15 protein-coding genes are annotated in these 16,449 nt (G+C 67.9%); all 15 read right to left on the bottom strand.

Going from position 1 to position 16,449, the window contains the following annotated elements:
• Positions 1-98: 98 nt before the first annotated feature.
• The 15 genes from LMF57_RS02840 to LMF57_RS02770 all read right to left on the bottom strand — a co-directional run bounded on the left by LMF57_RS02840 (position 99) and on the right by LMF57_RS02770 (position 16,335).
• A complete protein-coding gene (locus LMF57_RS02840) occupies positions 99-938 on the bottom strand; it encodes a glycosyltransferase family 2 protein (RefSeq protein ID WP_208082626.1) in 840 nt (279 codons plus the stop codon).
• Positions 935-1,789, bottom strand: coding sequence for a glycosyltransferase (locus tag LMF57_RS02835; RefSeq protein WP_229290740.1), 855 nt, complete (start codon positions 1,787-1,789; stop codon positions 935-937). The genes LMF57_RS02840 and LMF57_RS02835 overlap by 4 nt, the downstream gene beginning before the upstream one ends.
• A 277-nt stretch (positions 1,790-2,066) precedes the next feature.
• Positions 2,067-2,981 carry an IS110 family transposase gene (locus tag LMF57_RS02830; protein WP_229290738.1) on the bottom strand — a complete coding sequence of 305 codons (915 nt, stop codon included), beginning with the start codon at positions 2,979-2,981 and terminating at the stop codon, positions 2,067-2,069.
• 632 nt (positions 2,982-3,613) lie between these two features.
• Positions 3,614-5,824: a type II secretion system secretin GspD gene (gene gspD, locus LMF57_RS02825; protein ID WP_117309504.1), complete on the bottom strand. Its 2,211-nt coding sequence runs from the start codon at positions 5,822-5,824 to the stop codon at positions 3,614-3,616.
• A 9-nt stretch (positions 5,825-5,833) separates the two neighbouring features.
• The gene (locus LMF57_RS02820) at positions 5,834-6,622 is read right to left on the bottom strand and encodes a general secretion pathway protein GspN (RefSeq protein ID WP_117309503.1); all 789 of its coding nucleotides are present in this window, start codon (positions 6,620-6,622) and stop codon (positions 5,834-5,836) included.
• Complete coding sequence (gene gspM / locus LMF57_RS02815; RefSeq protein WP_032977172.1) at positions 6,612-7,331, bottom strand: type II secretion system protein GspM; 720 nt, start codon at positions 7,329-7,331, stop codon at positions 6,612-6,614. The genes LMF57_RS02820 and gspM overlap by 11 nt, the downstream gene beginning before the upstream one ends.
• Positions 7,306-8,475: a PilN domain-containing protein gene (locus LMF57_RS02810; protein WP_117309502.1), complete on the bottom strand. Its 1,170-nt coding sequence runs from the start codon at positions 8,473-8,475 to the stop codon at positions 7,306-7,308. Before LMF57_RS02810 ends, gspM begins: the two co-directional genes overlap by 26 nt.
• Positions 8,472-9,335: a type II secretion system protein GspK gene (locus LMF57_RS02805; protein ID WP_117309501.1), complete on the bottom strand. Its 864-nt coding sequence runs from the start codon at positions 9,333-9,335 to the stop codon at positions 8,472-8,474. The genes LMF57_RS02810 and LMF57_RS02805 overlap by 4 nt, the downstream gene beginning before the upstream one ends.
• Positions 9,332-9,964, bottom strand: a complete 633-nt coding sequence (locus LMF57_RS02800) for a type II secretion system protein J (protein ID WP_093818850.1) — start codon at positions 9,962-9,964, stop codon at positions 9,332-9,334. The genes LMF57_RS02805 and LMF57_RS02800 overlap by 4 nt, the downstream gene beginning before the upstream one ends.
• A complete protein-coding gene (locus tag LMF57_RS02795; protein ID WP_025876704.1) occupies positions 9,961-10,380 on the bottom strand; it encodes a prepilin-type N-terminal cleavage/methylation domain-containing protein in 420 nt (139 codons plus the stop codon). The genes LMF57_RS02800 and LMF57_RS02795 overlap by 4 nt, the downstream gene beginning before the upstream one ends.
• The gene (locus LMF57_RS02790; protein WP_117309500.1) at positions 10,377-10,871 is read right to left on the bottom strand and encodes a GspH/FimT family pseudopilin; all 495 of its coding nucleotides are present in this window, start codon (positions 10,869-10,871) and stop codon (positions 10,377-10,379) included. The genes LMF57_RS02795 and LMF57_RS02790 overlap by 4 nt, the downstream gene beginning before the upstream one ends.
• A gap of 6 nt (positions 10,872-10,877) precedes the next feature.
• A complete protein-coding gene (gene gspG / locus LMF57_RS02785) occupies positions 10,878-11,321 on the bottom strand; it encodes a type II secretion system major pseudopilin GspG (RefSeq protein ID WP_093818848.1) in 444 nt (147 codons plus the stop codon).
• A 49-nt stretch (positions 11,322-11,370) separates the two neighbouring features.
• A complete protein-coding gene (locus LMF57_RS02780; RefSeq protein WP_117309499.1) occupies positions 11,371-12,591 on the bottom strand; it encodes a type II secretion system F family protein in 1,221 nt (406 codons plus the stop codon).
• 24 nt (positions 12,592-12,615) lie between these two features.
• The gene (gspE, locus tag LMF57_RS02775) at positions 12,616-14,337 is read right to left on the bottom strand and encodes a type II secretion system ATPase GspE (protein ID WP_117309498.1); all 1,722 of its coding nucleotides are present in this window, start codon (positions 14,335-14,337) and stop codon (positions 12,616-12,618) included.
• Between the two features lie 135 nt (positions 14,338-14,472).
• Positions 14,473-16,335: a S8 family peptidase gene (locus LMF57_RS02770; protein ID WP_229290737.1), complete on the bottom strand. Its 1,863-nt coding sequence runs from the start codon at positions 16,333-16,335 to the stop codon at positions 14,473-14,475.
• Positions 16,336-16,449 lie beyond the last annotated feature (114 nt).

Raw genomic sequence — 16,449 nt, 5'->3', positions numbered from 1 at the left:
ATTATGCGCTCGTTCGGGTGAACCGGGGTCCGCGATGAGGCCCCCCCCCATCACCCGCTCTGCGGTGGAGCCACGCCATGCGTGGATGTGCCTGCGCGTTACAGCGACCTGCGCAGCAACCTCGGCACCTGCACCAGCGCATGGGCCCAGATCGCCCCCCACACCGCCACCCGCACCGGCAATGACCGCTGCGGTGCTTCGAACTTGCTGAAATAGCGCCACAGCCCGCGATGCTTGTGCCATTCGACGAAGAACGGGCGCGAACGGCTGGACACCCCGCGCACGTGGGTCACCTTCAGGTCGTTGGCGATGGCAACCACGCCACCGGCCTCACGCACGCGGCGGCACAGGTCCAGGTCTTCGGCGTGCAGCCGATAGCCGGCATCCCAGCCGCCGATGCGATCAAACAGAGCGCGCGGCATCAGCAGCAGCGCACCGGACAATGCCGGCACCTGCTGCAACGGCTGCGCCGGGTCGCGGGCAATGGCCAATCGCGCGCCGCGACCGGGCGAGCGCAACATGGCAAGGAAGTCCGGATCCCGGCGCCGCACCGCGTCATCGGCCTGCCCGTGTTCGTCCACCTGCTCCACCCCCAGCAGACTGTCGCCCACCGCATCGGCGCGGTCACGCAGGGCTGCCAGTGTATCGACGTCGACCATCAGGTCGGGATTGATGAAGGCCAGCCACGGGCTGCGTGAATCGGCTACGCCCTGGTTGTTGGCCGCGGCGAAACCGGGATTGTCCGGGTTGGCGATGAAACGTACACGCGGATCGTGGCTGGCGTGGCGCTGCACGACTTCCAGGGTGTCATCCAGCGAGCCATTGTCGACCACCCGGATCTCGGCCACGTCCTGCGCCTGGCGCAGCCGCGACAGGCAGGCGTCGATGGTGCTGCCGCTCTGGTAGGTGACGACGATGGCGGCAATGGCGGAATTCAAACAGGCGGCTCCAACGGTGATGGCGGGACGAACAGATCGCCCTGCCCGCGCGGCATTATCGCCTGCTGCAGGCCGTGCTGCAGATCCTGGCGCAGCGTATGCAGCGGGTCGTGCATCAGGAAGTCAGCCAGCCGCGGCATCCAGCCCGGCCAGCGCGCGGCCAGTGCTTCCAGGTCGCCGTCGCGGCTGGGCGCTTCATTGCCGCGGCTGACGAAGGCGTTTTCGCACAACACGTTGCGCCAGCCGAGACCGGCCATGCGCAGGCTCAGATCGACCAGCGCCGCGTTCCAGCCCAGATAGCTTTCTGCATCCAGGCCGCCAGCGCGCCGCCGTGCATTGGCGCGCACCAGCACGGCGTGGGTGACCGCCGAAGGGAGTTCAGGATGCAGGCTCGGCAGTGCGGCGCAGACATGGGCCAACAGCGTCGGGTCGTCAGGTTCGGGGTTGAGCTCGCCCAAGCGCGGCCACGCCGCGGTTTCGCCCACGTTGCACCACGGCGTGGCCGTGGCAATGGCCGCGTCGCGCGCAAACGAGGCCTGCAGCTGCTGCAGCCATCCCGGTGCGGGCACGCTGTCCGGGGCCAGCACCGCCACGTCCAGGCCATCGCAGGCACGCAGCATTTCGTCCAGATGGGCCACCTCGCCGAGTGGCCTGGCGCGGCGGGTGTATTCGGCCTGCAACGGCGTATGTGCCAGCCAGTGTTCAACCACCGCCTGGGCACGTGGCCCGGCCTGCGCGTCATCGGCCAGCCAGATCGATGTCCCCGCTGCGGTACCGGCATCAAGCGCGGCCAGGCAACGGTCAAGTGCCGCGTCGTCCACGCCCAGCGGCAACAACACGATCGCCCCCATCCCGCCTCCGTGGTTGTCGGTGGCCACAGCGTAGCATCGGGTGGGTGTCGGCCGGGTTGCACCCGGCACCCGCAGAGGCCAGAGCCAGAGCCACGGCCGAAGCAACAGCAACAGCTGGGGTCCTGGGGGATGGCGGGGCGGTATCGGATTGCGGGGACGCCGCAAGTACGTCCTTGTAGCAACTGTGTTGCAGGAGGAGCCTGGGCCCCTCCTGCAGACGGGCACGGTAGTGCCGGCCGCTGGCCGGCAGCCTCAGGAGCAACGCCCTCTGGTGCGCTCAGGCGGGGATCGGTCCGCCTTGAGCGTCACGCATACGGGCGTTGAGAATCACCAGCATCTTCCGCATCACCGCCACGATGGCCACTTTGCCTTCCTTGCCCCGCGCTCGCAGCGACTGGTAAAAGTCCCGCAGGCGAGGTTCATGCCGCATGGCCGACATGCTGGCCATGTAGAGCACCTGACGGATCTCAGCCCTGCCGCCATGGATGCTTCGTTTGCCACGCAGGGTCCCGCTGTCATGGGACATCGGTGCCACACCGACCAGGCTGGCCACGGCCTTGCCACTGATCTTGCCCAGCTCGGGAAGATAGCTGGCCAACACGGCCTGCAGGCCCGGGCCAACACCTTTCATCGACTTCAGGACAGCCAGTTGAGGCTGCTTGGAAACCTGTTCGGAAATCCGCTTTCCCAAACGTTCCACCGTTCTCTGCAAGCAAGTGATGTTGGCCTGAAGCAGTCGGCGTAATTCACGATTACCCACCATTTCCTGCTGCTGCCGCGCGACGGTCAGCGCGTGCATCGCCTGTCGACGTGCCCGCACAAATTCCCGCATCTTCCGCTGCCAAGGTTCCAATGGCTGATAGGACGGCAGTTTCACCAAGGCCGCCATCTGCGCCAATGCATAGGCATCCAGGCGGTCGGTCTTGGCCATCTGCCCCATCCCCTGGGCCAGCCTTCGGGCCCGCAGCGCGTTGGCGCGGACCACCGGATGACCAGCGTTGTGCAGGAAGTCCAGCACAGGCTGTTCGTAGCCACCAGTGGCCTCCAGCACGATCTGGACGGCTGGGCGTTTCCTCAGCCAGAGGTCCAATTCAGCAAAGCCGGAGCGGCTATTGCTGACCTGCAGGGTCTTTCCGTCTGTCGTGCCAACGTCGAGCCGGCGCTTGCTGACATCAATCCCGATCCCGTTCATCACCGGACTCCGTATAGTCTGGAAGGGTCGAGAGCTCCCCGCTTGCCCAGTCTTATCACTGCGAGTGTCAGCTCCAGCAACTGTTCGGGCGGATCAAGGGAGATTCCGGCGTGGGCGCCAAGCTACATGGCGATCGTCGAGATCCAGGCTTACACGGCGGCCCACGCCGGCTCTCGACACCTACGTTGCCAGATTCCAATCAGATAAGGCTTGGCAGCCGCATCCATGCGGCTGACACCCCGCAATCCGACACCCCCCCACCTTCGACAGTTTTCCGCGAACTGTCTGAACGACTCCTGGGGTCAGATCCGTTTTCCGCAGGAAAACGGATCTGACCCCATTCCTGTATTTCGATATCTGAAAGATGTGTCGACCAAGGTCGACACCTACCAACAGCCCACGGAATCTGTCGGCGGCGGGGCGGTGTGGGCTGGCAGGACCGTTGGCGCCATGGATGGCGCCATCGAGCCCCAGGGACGGGTTTACGGCGTGTCCTGCCAGCCCACACCGCCCCGCCATCCCACGGAATGCCCGCTGTTGCCGTTGCCGTTGCCGTTGCTTCGGCTTCGGCTTCGGCTTCGGCTTCGGCTTCAGCTTCGGCTTCGGAGGGTGCCGGGCGCAGCCCGGCCGGCTTACTTCCTGCGCGGCTGGTTCAGCGGTTCCATCGCGCGGAAGCGCTGGCTGTACTCGTCGGTCAGCGTGCGCGCCTCCTGGCCGTTGCGGACGATGGTCGGGGTCAGCAGCACGATCACTTCCGAACGACGGCTGGTGCGGCTCTTCTGCCCGAACAGCGCACCCAGTACCGGAATCCGGCTCAGGCCGGGAATGCCGCTGCTGCCATCGGTGGCCGAATCGGTGATCAGGCCGGCCAGCATGATGGTGTCCCCGCTCTGCACCGCCGCCTCGGTGGCCAGCTTCTTGGTGGAGATGCGCGGATTGCAGTTGCGCTCCTGCGGATTGCAGTTCTCCGGCACGTCCGATGCGCTGCTGATCTCCTGCACGATATCCAGGAACACCGTGCCGTCACGGGTGACGCGCGGGCGCACCTTGAGGATCACGCCGGTATCGATGTACTGCACCGAGCTGTAGCTGCTGGTGCCGATGCCGGTGTTGACCGTGGTGGTGTTGATCGGCACCTTGTCGCCCACGTTGAGGGTGGCTTCGGCGTTGTTGCGCACGAACACCGAGGGCGTCTGCAGCAGGCGCACGTCGGTGACCTTGTCCAGCGCGCTGACCACCGCCGCACCGTTGTGCCCGGTGAATGCCCAGCCGACGCCATCGGTGCCGGTCACTGCACCAGCGAAGGTGTTCCAGGAGCCGCCGGCTGCTGCGGGCAGGGTCAACCCGGACAGCGCGCCGGTCAGCGCACGCCCTGCCACGGCATTGTCGAAGAACCAGTTGACGCCGTACTTCAGGTCGCCGGTCAGCCCGACTTCGGCCACCTGCGCTTCGATGTGCACCTGCAGCGGCATCACGTCCAGCTTTTCAATCACTTCGCGGATCGAGCGCCAGGCCTGCGGCGTCGAACGCACCAGCAGCGTGTTGGTTTCCTCCACCGCCGACACGCCGACACGGTCGCCCTCCACTTCCAGGCTGATGCTGACGTTGCCCGACTGGCGCTGCGGCAGGTTCAGGCTGCCGCCGCTGCTGCCACTACCGCTGCTGCTGCCGCCACCGACCTGGTTGTTGAAACTGCTGCTGTTGCCCGCATCCATGCCGCGGTCGCCCTCGCTGCCCAGCTGCGAGGGAATGGCACCCGGCGCCAGCGATGCCGAGCCGGACCCGCTGCGGTTGCCGCTGCTGGCAAAGGCTTCGCTGAGGCGTTCGGCCAGGTCGCGTGCCTTGATGTAGCGCAGTTCATGCGAGAACAGGCGCGCACTGCCGCCGGCGGTATCGATGCGGTCCAGCCACTGCTGGATCTGGTCCAGGTAGCGCACCTGCGGGGTGATCACCAGTACCGCGTTTGCGTTTTCCAGCGGCAGGAAACGGAACATGCCGGCGCTGGGCGTCTTGCTCTCTTCGCCGAAGACCTTCTCCAGATCCGCCGCGACCTGCTCGGCCTTGCCGGACTGGATCGGGAATACGCCCACCGACATGCCCGAGAGCCAGTCGACGTCGAAGATCTCGACGGTATGCAGGTAGTTCTCCAGTTCCGCACGCGTACCGCCGAGGGTGATCACGTTGCGGCCGCTGTCGACGTTGACGATGGCATTGGGCCGCGCATACGGCTCCAGCACCTTCTTCATCTCGCTTGCAGAGATGAACTGCAGCGGCACCACGCGCACTTCAAAACCGCGTGCGCTGGAGGCCGGCGCGGTGCTCGGCGCCACCGTGCCGGCCAGTGCCTGGTCGGCGGCGACGATGTTGTAGCGGCCACCGCTGTAGACCATGCGGGCGTTGTTCCAGCCCAGCACCATCTCCAGCAGGTTCAGGGCCTGTGCCGGCGATACCGGCTTGGGCGTGGCCAGCGTCACCGTGCCCTGCACGCCCGGCGCGATCACGTAGTTCTGGCCGAGCATGTCCCCGAGAATGGCCTTGACCACCGCATGTACCGATTCGCCTTCAAAGTTGAAGGTCGCTTCACCGGAGCTGGCCGCATGCAGCGCGGGCGACGGTTTGCGCGCGGCCTCGCGGTTGATCATGGTGCCGGTGCCACGGCGGATCACCGCCTGCGGCGCCCCCTGCACCTGATCGGCCGCCTCGGTCTGCGCATCGACGGCAGCCTGGCCGGCACTGGCCGAAGGCTGCAGGTTGCCGTTGCGTTGCACATGCGGGGCCGACACGGTGCTGCAGCCGACCAGCAGCGTCAGGGCGAAGGACCAGGGAAGAAAACGCAGATTCATGCATTCACTCTATCGGTTGGTGCCATCGCCCGGGGGCGGCGACGGTTGTTGCTGCTGTTGCTGCAGCTGACGGCGGCGGGCCTGGATGCGTTCGCGGATGGCCTGCATCTGCGCTTCGCTGGGACCGTTGGTGTTTGCAGGGGGTGCGGCGGCCGCGGCCGGTGCAGGCGAGGCGGGAGCCACGTTGCCATCGGCGGCACGGGGGTTGGGCAGGGTCTGGCTGGGCGTTGGCTGCGGTGGCGGCGGCGGAACCACCGCGCCAGGCACAGGCGGTGTGCCAGCGGCTCCGCGCAGCGCGGTCGGCGCTTCACCGCCCTGGCCATTGAACACGGCCAGTTCCAGCACCTGGCTGCCACTGGAGCCGATCACCGTGGCCTGGCGCGGTTCCAATGCCACCAGCTGCCAGCCATCGACTGCATCGCCGTTGAGGCGCAGGCGCAGCGACCGGCCCTGCTCGGTGGTGAAGGTGGCCATGCTGAAGTCGCCGGTCATCAGCACGCCGGTCAGGCGCAGTGCCGGACTGGCGGCGGCTTCACTGCCCCCCAGCAGATACGGGCGCGGCTTGCGGTCTTCGGCGAACAGGGGCCGTTCGCTGATCACGCTGTAGCTGTCTGCGCCGGCCATGCGTTCGGGCGCCAGCACGGGCAGCGCCGGCAGCGCGGCCTGGGCGTCGCCCTCCGCACTGACCGTGGGCAGCTGGCTGCCAAGACCGAAGCCGGTGGCCAGCCAGAGCGCTGCGGCCCATCCGGCCACCGCCAGCAACAGCCCGGTGCGCAGGCTGATCTGCTCAAGCTTCATCGGCCACCTCCTGCGCATCGGTGGCAGGCTGCTCCGCCGGTGACGGCACAGGTGCCGGCGGCGACGCCACCGGCGCTGCTGCAGGCGGCGTGGCCACGGGTGCTGTCGAGGGATCGGCAGCAGCCGCCGGCAACAGGTAGCCGGCCAGCTCGAAGGACACATCCAGGCCGAGGCCGGATTCGTTGGGCGATTGCTGGAAGCGCTGTGCGATCAGGTTGAGGTTGTCCACGAACAGGCGCGGGCTGCCGGTCTCCAGGCTGTGCAGCACGGTGGCCAGTTCGGCCACGCCACAGCGCAGGCGCACCTGCATGGCCACGCGCACGAACGCAGCATCGCGACGGTTGTCGCTCAACGGCGTGCGGTTGCTGATGGTGCAGCTGCGGTTGCCCGGGCTGGCCATCGCCACCGCATCCTGCAGGCGTGCGCCGAGCGCGGCCGCGGCGGCCTCGGCGGTGGCTTCCTGCAGGAACCCCGGGCGCTGCTGCAGGGCGTCGCGGGTTGCGCGCAGCCGCTGTTCGATCTGCGGCTGCTGCTGCAGCTGCGCCTGCACGCGCTGCTGGCGCTCGCGCAGGGCGGCGGCATCGGCATCGATCGCCAGCAGCGGCTGGGTGAACCACGGGTGCACCAGCAGCAGGTAGGCCAGGCCCAGCACTGCCAACAACAGTGCCAGTGCCAGCCAGCGGTCACGGCGTGCGCTTGGCATCGGCATTGGCCGCCTCCGTGGTTGCAGTCGGGGCGGGTGCCGGCGCCGCTGCCGCCGAAGGCAATGGCTGCAGCTCGGCGGTCAGGGTGAAGCGGTCGCGGCCACTGGCGGCACCGTCAGCCTGCAGCACGCCGGTAAGGTTGACCTTGCGCCACTGCGGCGCGTCCTGCAGCAGCGTGACCAGCTGCGATGCTTCGCTGCTGAGGCCGATCAACTGCAGGCTGTTGTTCTCGATCGCCAGTTTTTCCAGGTAGGTGCCATCGGGCAGGCGTCGGGTCAGCTCGTTCCAGACTTCGACGGTACTGGCGCGCTGGTTGCGCTGTGCTTCCAGGAACGCCGCTCCATCCAGCAGCGCCTGCAGCTGGCTGCGTTCGCTGGCCACGCCGCGCGCACTGCGGGCGCTGCGCTCGACGTCTGCGCGCAGCGCATCGACGGCGTCACGACGGTTGTCCAGCAACTGCATCGCCGCCAGCACCAGCATCACCAGCGCAGCCATGGCAAGCAGCAGGTTCCAGCGCCGCATCGGGTCCGGTCGCTGCTGACGCTGCGCGGGCGGCAGCAGGTTGACCTGCAGCGCGCGGCCCTGGGCATCGATCGCATCGACACCGGCCAGCACGTCGGCCCACGCTCCGATCTGCGCGCGCCAGTCATCCAGCTGGCGCAGCGGCCAGGCCACCAGCTCCACTTGCAGCAGGCCTTCGCCGGCACTGCCCAGCTCACGGATGTCATAGCTGACCTGGCTGGCTTCGAACGGTGTCTGCCGGTCGATCTCGTAGCCGACCACCGCACGCAGGCGGTCAGCGGCTGCGGCAGGCAGACGCAGAGTGCGCCGCAGGACCTGCCCGGCCGGCAGCAGCCACACCCGTGGCAGGCTGCGCAGGCGCGGCTCCAGCACGCGGTCCAGGTCCGCCGGTTGCAGCGGCCATGGCAGGCGGGCCACAGGCTCGAGGCCGTCACCGGTTTCGCGCCAGACCTGCAACTGCCCGTCTTCGCACTGCAGCAGCAGGCGGGTCTGCGACCAGCCCAGCGCCCATTGCCAACGCATCGGCACCCAGGCCAGCAACGACTGCCGCCACCAGCGCAGGAAACGGCCGGCACCGGGGCCGATCTGGCCCTGCACCTGCCGCAGACTGTCCTGCCACGCCGTCATCTTGCTGCCATTCCCTGCTCCCAGCGAAGCACTGTGTAGGTCCGGCCGGGCACCCCGCCCGATCCGTTGCGCACCACCGCCTGCAGCACCGACAGGCGTCCGCTGCCGTCAGTGGCGCGGGACTCGATACTATAGGTGCCACTGCCGCTGGCAAGCGCCGATGCACCCGCAGCGTTATCTCCGTCACGCTCCTGCTGGGCGCGTTGCGCCAGCAGTTGTTCCGCATCCAGGCCCATTGCGGTCAACACCGGGCCACTGGCGAAGCGTGGATCCGGTCGCGCCTGCCGGCTGTAGAGCGTCAGGTGCGGCAGCATCGCGGCATACAGCGGCCCGCGCATCCCCAGCACTCGCTGCAGTTCGCCCAGGGTTTCAAAGCGCTTGTTGCGCGGGCCATAGGGCAGGCCTGCGGCGGCGTACTCCGGCGCCTCGGCACCGCCACCGGGCTGCAGCAGGCTGTCTTCGTCGCGCCAGTCGATGATCGCACCGGCCAGCTGCCTGGCGCTTTCTGCCGGCTCGCCCAGTGCCTGCATGAATGCGGACAGCAGGGCCGCATCGGCCAGGTTGAGGTTGATCTTGCCGTTCTCGTCCAGCACCCGGATCTCGATGCGGGCGTCGTCGAACTGCCAGCGATAGGCGCGGCCATCAGCCTGCCACGGCGGACGCTGCGGGTCCGGCTGCAGCCGCAGCAACGCGTATTCCAGGCCGGCGCGGGCGCGCTCCTGGCCGCGTGCGTCGTCACCGAGCACCCGCTGCTGCAGGTGTTCGACCCGTGCGCTGAGCGCAAAGGCGCCGACCAGCGCGGTCATCAGCGCGATCAACCACAACACCAGGACCAGCGCGGCACCACGTGGACGCTTCATCGCGCACCTCCGCTGCCACCGGCCCGCAGTGACACCACCAGCGGCGGCCACGGCGCGCCCCTGGCCGGCACGATCTGCACTTCCACCAGCAATGGCAGGCGCCGGGTGTCCTCCCAGCGTGGCAACCATTCGGTCAGCTGCCCGTTGCTGGCGTCGACACCGCGGTAGCGCAGCCTTACGTCCTTCAGCTCCTCCGCCAGCACTTCGGGCGGGCGCGGCGGGTTCTCTTCGATGCGCTCGCCTTCCTGCAGCAGCACCAGCCCCAGCAGCAAGCGGCGGTGGCCGGCTGCGCCATCCACCTGCAGCGCATGCAGGTAAGGGCCGCCACGACCGAGATAGCCCGGCAGGTCGGCAACGAACTGCATGCCCTGATCGTCACCCTGGAAGAACACCGGTTCGCGGGTGGGATCGGGCACTTCCAGCGGGCTGCGCAGGGCACTGGCGAGCTGCCGCCGCAGCAGGGCCTGCACTGCGCGCATGCGTTCGCTCTGCGCGGCAATCTGCTCGCCGCGCTGGCTGATCGCCATCGCCGATCGCACGCTGGCGAACGCCAACGCCAGGCCGCCTGCCAGCAGCACCGTGGCCAGCATCACTTCGACCAGGGTGAAGCCGCGTGCGCGGCGCCTCATCGCGCATTCTCCAGCGCGGGCGGCAACAGACGCAGGCTGCGCCAGCGCAACTGCTCGCGTTCACTGTCGCCCCAACGCACCTGCAGCTGCAGTTCCGCCAGCCAGGGTGCGCCCGGCGACTGCGCAGCGGGCAGCGCACCACTGCGCGGCTCGGCCCAGGGCTGCACCTGCAGCTGCCAGTGATAACGCCCCTGCTCCCACTCGCCCTGCTGGCTGCCGGCCTGCAGCGGTGCTTCCACCCCGGCGGCGGCCAGCAACGACTGCGCGTGCAGCACCGCGCGCGTGCGCAGCTCGGCGTCGCGCACCTGCCGCGCGCCGCCGGACAGGCTGCCCAGCAACAGCGTCAGCGCCAACCCGAGCAAGGCGAAGGCAACGATCACTTCCAGCAGGGTGAAACCCCGGGCGCGCGACCTCATTGCGCCCGCCACGGTCCGGAACGGACTTCACCGGTCAACCAGCCCACATCGATGCGCCACTCGGCGCTCTCCAGCTGCAGGCGGATGCGGCCGCCGCTGGAACCGCCATCGGGATGGAATTCGATCACGCCCTGGCCGGGCGCGGTGGCCAACTGCGCGGCACCTTCGAACTGCACCTTCAGCTTGGCCGGCACTTCACCGTGGCGCTGGCTGGCGCCCTGCCAACGATGCTGCGCCGGTTCGATCACGAAGCGCTGCGGTTCGCCGCGGGCAATGGCCTGCGCGCGCACCATGCGCAGCTGGTTGGCGATGTCCTTGCCGGCACTGCGCAGCTGCATGCCGGCAAAGCCGCGCGACATGCCAGCGGCGGTGATCAGGCCGATGGCCGCGATCAACGCGATCACCAGCAGCATTTCCAGCAGCGACAGGCCCGCCGCGCGCCTGCCGTGCAGGCGCGGGTGTGACACCCGGCGCGGCAGGAAAAGCAGCATGCGTGCTTATGGCTGGTAGCGGATATCAGCGTCGACGCTGCTGCCGCCAGCCTTGCCGTCCTTGCCCAGGCTGATCAGTTCATACGCCTGGCCCTCGCCCGGTGCGCGGTACTCCAGCGCATGGCCCCACGGGTCGTTGAGGTCGGCAGGCTTGGCATACGGGCCCAGCCAGCCAGCGACGCCGGCCGGTGCGGTCACCAGGTCGTTGAGCGAGGCGGGCAGCTTGCCGGTGTCGATCTGGTAGTTGTCGACCTTGGAGGCAACGGTCTGCACCTGCGCCTTGGCGATGTTGGCCTTGCCACGATCGGCGCCGCCGAGCACGCGGCTGGCGACCAGAGTCAGCACCGCGCCGATCAGCACGATGACGATGATGATCTCCAGCAGGCTCATGCCCGACTGGTGGCGTGCGGCGGTGAAGGAAAGGCGGATCGGTCGACGGGAAGCAATCATGGTCGGTCCTTTCAGGTACGGGATGTCGGGGTTGCGAAGGAGGCCATCGTCAGCCGATGGCGTTGGTAAGGTCGTACAACGGCACCAGCACGGCCACGATCACCGCGCCGACCACCGAGGCCAGCACCAGGGTGATCGCCGGCACCATCGCCGCCAGCAGGCGGTCGATGCGGCGGGCGCTGTCCTGTTCGAAGGTATCAGCAGCTTTCAGCAGCATGGTATCGAGCGCGCCGGACTCCTCGCCGACCTGGATCATCTGCAGCGCCAGCCGGGGAAAACGCTTGCCGCGCGACAACGCCAGCGACAGGCCGGTGCCGTTCTTGACCTCGTCGGCGGCGGTCTCCAGGTCTGCCGCCAGGGCGCGGTTGCCAAGCACGTTGCCGGCGATGCCCAGTGCCCCCAGCAGCGGCACGCCGTTGCGCAGCAGTGTCCCCAGGGTGCGCGCCAGCCGCGCGGTTTCCAGCTCGCCCAGCAGGCGGCCGATGCCCCGGCGCTGCAGCAGCCAGCCATCCAGCGCCAGACGGAACGCGGGCTGCCGCACCTTGCGTTCGAACAACAGCAGCAGCACGCCCGGCACCACCAGCAGCAGCACCCACCAGTCGCGCACGAACAGGCCCAGCTGCAGCACCAGGTTGGTGAACCATGGCAGCGCCACGTCCAGGCTTTCGTACATCTGTGCGAACTGCGGCACCACGTAGCCCAGCAGGAACAGCAGCGCACCGCCCACCACCACCAGCAGGATCGCCGGGTAGACCAGCGCGTTGATCACCTTGCCCTGCAGCGCACGGCTGCGTTCGAGGTAGTCGGCCAGGCGTTGCAGCGTCTCGTGCAGGCTGCCACCGGCTTCGCCGGCGCGCACCATGTTCACGTATAGACGCGAGAACAGGCCGTGCTGGCGTTCCAGCGCGGTCGACAGCGGCGCGCCACCACGCACCACGTCGCGGATGTCAGTGATCGCGCGGCGCGAGCGCTCGTCTTCGGGCAGGCTGAGCAGGATCGACAGCGCGCGGTCCAGCGGCTGCCCGGCACCGAGCAGGGTGGCCAGCTGCTGGGTGAACTGCAGCAATGCCGCGCCCTGCAGCGGACGCTGGCGGAACAGGCCGCGCAGGCTGCTGCCGCCAACCGCCCCCCCGTCGGCCAGCTGCGTCTCCATCGGCAGATGGCCCTGGTCCTGCAGGCGCGCGACCAGCTCGGCCTCGCTGGCCGCTTCCATCTGTCCGTCGAACACTTCACCGTGTGGGTTCAGTGCCTTGTAACGGTAGTTCGGCATGTCAGCGTCGTCCCTGCACGCGCATCAGCCTTCCTCGGTCACGCGCAGGACTTCCTCGAGGGTCGTCTGCCCGCTCAGGGCCTTGCTCAGGCCGTCCTCGTACATGGTGCGCATGCCGGCTTCGCGGGCGATGCGCTCGATCTCGCCCATGCCATCGCGACGCATCACCGCACGGCGCAGCGCGTCGTTCATCACCAGGAATTCCATGATGGTGGTGCGCCCCAGGTAGCCGGTCGGCGCCAGCGCCGAAGGCTTCGGGCGATACAGGTGGATCGTTCCATCCGGTTGCAGGCGGCGCAGGTCGAAGCGTTCGATCTCTTCCGGCGAGGCTTCGTAGCGTTCGGCGTGGGTCGGCTCCAGCCGGCGCACCAGGCGCTGGGCCAGGATGCCGTTGATGGTGGAGGTGAGCAGATAATCTTCCACGCCCATGTCGAGCAGGCGGGTAATGCCGCCTGCGGCATTGTTGGTGTGCAGCGTGGACAGCACCAGGTGGCCGGTCAACGCCGACTGGATCGCGATGCGCGCGGTTTCCAGATCGCGCATTTCACCGATCATGATGATGTCCGGATCCTGGCGCACGATGCTGCGCAGCGCATTGGCGAAATCCAGCCCGATCTGTGGCTTGGCCTGGATCTGGTTGATGCCTTCGATCTGGTACTCGACCGGATCTTCAACGGTGATGATCTTGACGTCGGCGGTGTTGAGCTGGCTCAGCGCGGTGTACAGCGTGGTGGTCTTGCCCGACCCGGTGGGGCCGGTCACCAGCAGGATGCCGTGCGGCTGTTCAAGCACCTTGCGGAACTGCGGCAGGAAGGCATCGGTGAAGCCCAGCCGATGGAAGTCGAACACCACCGTCTCGCGATCAAGCAGGCGCATCACCACGCTTTCGCCGTGCGCGGTGGGCACCGTGCTGACACGCAGGTCCAGTTCCTTGCCCTGCACGCGCAGCATGATGCGGCCATCCTGCGGCAGGCGGCGCTCGGCGATGTTGAGCCGGGCCATGATCTTGATGCGGCTGATCACCGCGGCGGTCAGGTTGGCCGGCGGGCTCTCGCCTTCGACCAGCACGCCATCGACGCGGTAACGCACCTTCAGCCGGTTTTCGAACGGCTCTACGTGGATGTCCGACGCGCGTAGTTCGACCGCGCGCTGGATCACCAGGTTGACCAGGCGGATCACCGGCGCTTCGGAAGCGAGATCGCGCAGGTGCTCGATATCGTCCACTGCGCCGCCCTCGCCATCGGCGGTTTCCACGATCGCGCCCATCGCACTGCGGCCCTGGCCGAACCAGCGCTCGACCAGATCATCGATCTCCGCGCGCATGCCCAGCAGCGGCGTGACCGGTACACCCAGTGCCAACTGCACGGCCTGCTGCGGGTAAGGATCGTGGGCGTCGGCCAACCACAGCTGCACGCCGTGTTCATCCAGCGCCAGCGGGCACACGTGGAACTGCTTGAGGAAGCGCAGCGACAGCGGCAGGCCTTCGGCCAGCGCCTGCGGTGGCGATTCAGGCAGCTGCCGTCCTTCCAGCAGCGGCAGGCCCAGCACATCGGCGCTGGCCTGCGCCTGGTCACGTTCGGACACCAGCCCAAGCCGTACCAGCAGGCCAAGCAGGCTGCCACCGGACTCGGCATGCAGCGGCCGCGCACGTGCCAGATCTCCTTCCTTGAGCCGACCACGTGCCAGCAGCGCATCGAGGATGCGGCCTTCAGTGTCGTCGGTGGCAGTGGCAGCGAGCGCGTTCACATGACTCTCCTGTCGATCGTCCCGACTTTAGCAGTTAAGCCGTGGTTTCCACCCGCACCGATTCTTCTTTCGTGAAAAGACGAGGCCCGTCACACAGGTAACGGGCCTCGCTTGTTCATTTACGACAGCCGGTGATTACTGGGTCGCCAGGATGCTCACCCCGCTGTAAGCGGCCTCACCCACCACCTTGATGTAGTAGGTACCGGCCACCGGCTTGGCCACGCGCACGGTTTCGGTGTTGCCCGGGCGGGTCGACTTGGCATCGTTGTCGGTCGCGGTGGGCACGCGGCCCTGCGCCAGGTATACCGACACGTTGCCGCTGCCGCCATAGGTCAGCACGCTCAGCGTCTTGCCAGCCGCCGCTTCGAAGGTATAGACGGTTTCGCTGGCGGCCGCACCGGCCAGCCCGCCCACGGTCACCTTGTTGGTCAGCGGAATGCCTTCCGGCTCGCAGTTCTCGGTGCACGGCTCCTTCAGCGCGGCATCCAGTGCGGCCTTGGCATCGAGGATACCGGTACCGATCGGGGTGGCCGCCGGGATGGTCACCGGGAACTTGCGCGCCGACTGCTTGAGCAGGGTCTCCAGCGCGGCCGGGGCCAGCGGCTCGTTGCCCTTGGCGATCAGCGCGCTCTGCACCATGGCAGCCACCGCGGCAACGTGCGGCGAGGACATCGAGGTACCGCCCTTGCCCATCAGCACCCACTCACCGGCGTCCGGGGTGGTTTCCGAACTGGAACCGACCTGCCAGATGTAGCCGTTCGGGTTGCCGTCGACACTGCCGCCACCGCCCGGGGCCGACAGGTCGACCGCGGTGCCGTAGTTGGAGTAGTAGGTGATGCCACCGGTGACACGGGTCGCACCCACCGCCACCACGTTGTTGCAGCTGGCCGGACGGTACTTGGACGCGTTGTCGGTTTCATTGCCGGCCGCGACCACCACCAGGGTGCCGCGCGACACGGCGCCGTTGATCGCGTCCTGGTAGGCGGCATCGCAGGCGCCGCCACCGCCCAGGCTCATGTTGATGATTTCTGCCGGATTGGTGTTGGCCGGAATGCCCGGCACGGTGCCGCCCGACGCCCAGGTGATGGCGTCGCTGATGTCGGCCAGGGTGCCGCCGCACTTGCCCAGCACGCGCACCGGCAACACCTTGGCCTTGTAGGCCAGGCCTGCCAGGGCACTGCCGTTGTTGGTCACCTCGGCAATGGTGCCGGCCACGTGCGTGCCGTGCCAGGAACTGCCTTCCGGTTCGGAACCGGTGTAGCACTCGTTGGCCGTTTCCACCCAGTCGCCGTAGTCGGTGGCCCCCGGTGCGCGGCCATCGTTCGGGCGACGCGAGGATTCCTTGTCACTGATGAAATCGTAGCCTTCCAGCAGATTGCTGCCGAAATCCGGCACGCCCGGCAGGATGCCGGTATCGAGCACGGCGACCACGATGCCCTCGCCCTGCGAGAGATCCCACGCGGCCGGTGCATTCACACCACCGGTGGCGTTGAAGAAGTTCCACTGGTACTGCGCGTAGTTGGGATCGTTGGGCACCAGTGCCGGCTGCGCATTGGTGGCACGCAGGTCCGAGCGCTGCAGGCGCACGTTGGCCACCGCGTACTGCACCGACGGATCGGCATTCAGTTCAGCCAGCACCTTCTGCATGTCGGCCGAGCCCAGCCGGGACTTCAGGCGGATCAGGTCGCCACCGGTACCGAGCTTGCGCTCCACCAGCGGGGAAAGTGCCGCAGCACGGCTGGTGGTGCCGCTGCTGACGATGGCACGCGACAGTGCCGACTGCACGACCGAGAGCTTGGTCGAACGATCGCTGGCGGCCGCGGTGCCGTTGCGGTACTTCACGATGATGCCGTCCACGCTCTGCTGGGCAGTGCTGGCCACGCGCGCCGGTTCCTTGGCCACGCCCGGCTTGGCCGCATGCGCCGCACTGACGCCGACAGTCAGCGACAACACGGCGGCAGCCAGCACATTGATGCGAAGGGTCTGCTTCTTGGTCACGTTCGAAATCCTCTTCAAGGTCATGGTTGAGCTTTCCTTCTCCGCCCGTTGCACGGACGGAGCTCACTACGGCCATCACTCCCTGCGACTGCCCTGGCTGGCCCACCAGGGTTG

The sequence above is a fragment of the Stenotrophomonas sp. SI-NJAU-1 genome (assembly GCF_020883215.1).
GTDB classification, from domain to species: Bacteria; Pseudomonadota; Gammaproteobacteria; order Xanthomonadales; family Xanthomonadaceae; genus Stenotrophomonas; species Stenotrophomonas indicatrix.
The sequence above is the reverse complement of the archived record's forward strand: the minus strand, read 5'-3'. Positions and strand labels throughout refer to the sequence as shown.

Bases quoted from the DNA above. Each gene is read 5' to 3' on its own strand.
- LMF57_RS02795 (WP_025876704.1), bottom strand. From the start codon at position 10,380: ATGAGGTCGCGCGCCCGGGGTTTCACCCTGCTGGAAGTGATCGTTGCC.
- LMF57_RS02810 (WP_117309502.1), bottom strand. From the start codon at position 8,475: ATGACGGCGTGGCAGGACAGTCTGCGGCAGGTGCAGGGCCAGATCGGC.
- LMF57_RS02835 (WP_229290740.1), bottom strand. From the start codon at position 1,789: ATGGGGGCGATCGTGTTGTTGCCGCTGGGCGTGGACGACGCGGCACTT.
- gspD (WP_117309504.1), bottom strand. From the start codon at position 5,824: ATGAATCTGCGTTTTCTTCCCTGGTCCTTCGCCCTGACGCTGCTGGTC.
- LMF57_RS02805 (WP_117309501.1), bottom strand. From the start codon at position 9,335: ATGAAGCGTCCACGTGGTGCCGCGCTGGTCCTGGTGTTGTGGTTGATC.
- LMF57_RS02780 (WP_117309499.1), bottom strand. From the start codon at position 12,591: ATGCCGAACTACCGTTACAAGGCACTGAACCCACACGGTGAAGTGTTC.
- gspM (WP_032977172.1), bottom strand. From the start codon at position 7,331: ATGCCGATGCCAAGCGCACGCCGTGACCGCTGGCTGGCACTGGCACTG.
- LMF57_RS02830 (WP_229290738.1), bottom strand. From the start codon at position 2,981: ATGAACGGGATCGGGATTGATGTCAGCAAGCGCCGGCTCGACGTTGGC.
- LMF57_RS02790 (WP_117309500.1), bottom strand. From the start codon at position 10,871: ATGCTGCTTTTCCTGCCGCGCCGGGTGTCACACCCGCGCCTGCACGGC.
- gspG (WP_093818848.1), bottom strand. From the start codon at position 11,321: ATGATTGCTTCCCGTCGACCGATCCGCCTTTCCTTCACCGCCGCACGC.
- LMF57_RS02800 (WP_093818850.1), bottom strand. From the start codon at position 9,964: ATGAGGCGCCGCGCACGCGGCTTCACCCTGGTCGAAGTGATGCTGGCC.
- LMF57_RS02820 (WP_117309503.1), bottom strand. From the start codon at position 6,622: ATGAAGCTTGAGCAGATCAGCCTGCGCACCGGGCTGTTGCTGGCGGTG.